This is a genomic window from Kitasatospora sp. NPDC088779 (assembly GCF_040685395.1).
Classification (GTDB): Bacteria; Actinomycetota; Actinomycetes; order Streptomycetales; family Streptomycetaceae; genus Kitasatospora.
Genome location: NZ_JBFBHW010000118.1, coordinates 1 through 1,962 on the forward strand (window position 1 = coordinate 1; position 1,962 = coordinate 1,962).

General features: G+C 71.7%; 2 protein-coding genes. Both read left to right on the forward strand.

The genetic code is table 11. The features are described from left to right. Positions 1-94 precede the first annotated feature (94 nt). Positions 95-310: a helix-turn-helix transcriptional regulator gene (locus tag AB0P03_RS40730; RefSeq protein WP_363633783.1), complete on the forward strand. Its 216-nt coding sequence runs from the start codon at positions 95-97 to the stop codon at positions 308-310. A 453-nt stretch (positions 311-763) separates the two neighbouring features. Further along, positions 764-1,183, forward strand: a complete 420-nt coding sequence (locus tag AB0P03_RS40735; protein WP_363633785.1) for a DUF3085 domain-containing protein — start codon at positions 764-766, stop codon at positions 1,181-1,183. The last annotated feature ends 779 nt before the right edge of the window (positions 1,184-1,962 follow it).

The window sequence follows — 1,962 nt, forward strand, 5'->3', positions numbered from 1 at the left end:
ACAGACCACCGGCCTCGGACGGGCGGACTCCACCCCCGCCCACACCATCAGGTGACAACAGAACCAGTCAAATACTCACGAACCGCCCTCTGAGATGCCTGACCACCCCACCCGTCCGCTGACCGCCCGTGAAGCCGATATCATCCGCCACACCGAAGCCGGTCTGTCGCCGCACCGGATCGCCACAGCCCTGTACATCAGCGAGCAGGCTGTCCGCACGACCCTGCTCCGCGCCTACCGCAGGCTCGGTGTCCGCACCTGCGACCAGGCCGTCCAGGGCCTCAACCGGCCCGGTGGTAACCGGTCGTGATGCGCCAGGCGGAGCCCCCTCTACGGGTGGCCCGGGACCTGAACGAACCGTTCCCCGGAGCGGCCGGGCTTCGTGCCACCACCCTTGTCCGCGGCATGGCCCTCGTCCGCCCCGGCGCGGCGGCACCGCCGCTGCACCCCCAGTCGCGGACCGGCCTTGTGGCGCCGTCGCGTCCCCAGCCGCTGTCGGCGCCGTGAACTGCCGCGACCCTCCCTACCGGCGCCCGGGGTTGACCGGCCGTCCGCCGTTCCTATGGTGTGTCCGGTTCCCGTCCGCACGGCCCTGACCGTCCGGCGCCGTGCGGGCTTCCAGACGCCCCGCCCGCCTTGCGGACGGGGCGCCCCACCACACCCGCCCCCGCGCCGCACCTCGTCACGGCCATCTCAGTCCGTGCCCGAATGCGGACCCGAGCCCGTGTTCTCAACTCCGCCTCAGAAGAACGGACTTACGCCCATGTCCAAGCCACTGCTACTTCGATTCCCGCTGGCCGACATTCTGCCTCTCGCCGAGCACGCGGCCGCAGCACCCGACCACCGCACCAGCCCCTACTCCGACGCCAGCGGAGCATGCCTCATCTGGGTGAAGGACGACGGCACCTACATCATGTCCAACGGCCTTCCGCACCTGCCCGGCAAGAACATCCACCACCACGTCGTCCACGCCGACGGCTGGGGCCCCGGCACCGAGGACGAACTCAGCGACACCCCGGTTGGCGGCCACGACTTCGCGGAATACTTCCCGCTGAACGAGCCCCTGTCCAGCGACGCCACCACCACGATGCTGGAGCGGCTTCGCGCCGCCGTGACGGACGGGCTGCGCTGGCTGGAGCTGGAGGTCAGTAAGGACAGCGTCAGCCTCACCTACGGCGACTGAGCCAGCCCTCGGCGGCCCCCGCCGCGCACGCCACCGTCAGCACCACAACCCCGCCCCCGGGGCGCAGCAGTACTGCGTCCCGGGGGCGGAGGTCGTCCGGGCTGTTCGCCGCTCCTGACGCGCGATCGCGCGCCTTGCTCCCGCCGAGGAGCGCTTGCCCGGCCGCTGCTCACCCGCCCGCCCGTCTGGTCTGTCCGATCAGGTCCGGCTTTGACTGGCGGTCTGCCGCTCCTACCGTGGGTCCTGCTCCCGCCCCGCCGCTTGTGCTCTGGTGGTGCGGGTCTCGCAGGCACCTTCCCACCCTCCTTCCCCTGGGGTGTGGGACGGTCGCCACACCGCAGCACCGCCAGCGCGGCCGTTCACGGCTCGCCCATCCGTTGGCGGGCCGCCGGGCCCTGTCGTTCCTATGACGTCTCGTACCCCGTTCCGGCCCGCACAGTAACTGAACCTCCCCGGGCCGCCGACCGCCCGTTTCGGCCTGTCCTTGACCGGCCGTCTGCTGCTCCTACTGTGCGTGCTGGTCCCGCCCGGCCGCCCGGGGCCTACCCGCATATCCATGACTACCAGGCATGGAACCTCTGGATGTTGGAGACCGCCCGAACCTGGCTCGCCGGCCACCGCCCGCACGGCCTGCCCTCCGGCGACCTCACGGCGTACACGATCGCGCCCGACGTCGCGAGGTGCGCGGTCCTGGCCGGCATCCCAGGGCCGCCTGGCGGTGTGTGCTCTCCCCTCCTGGTGCGGCCGGGTGGGGGGCCGGGGTACCTTCCCTCCCCTGT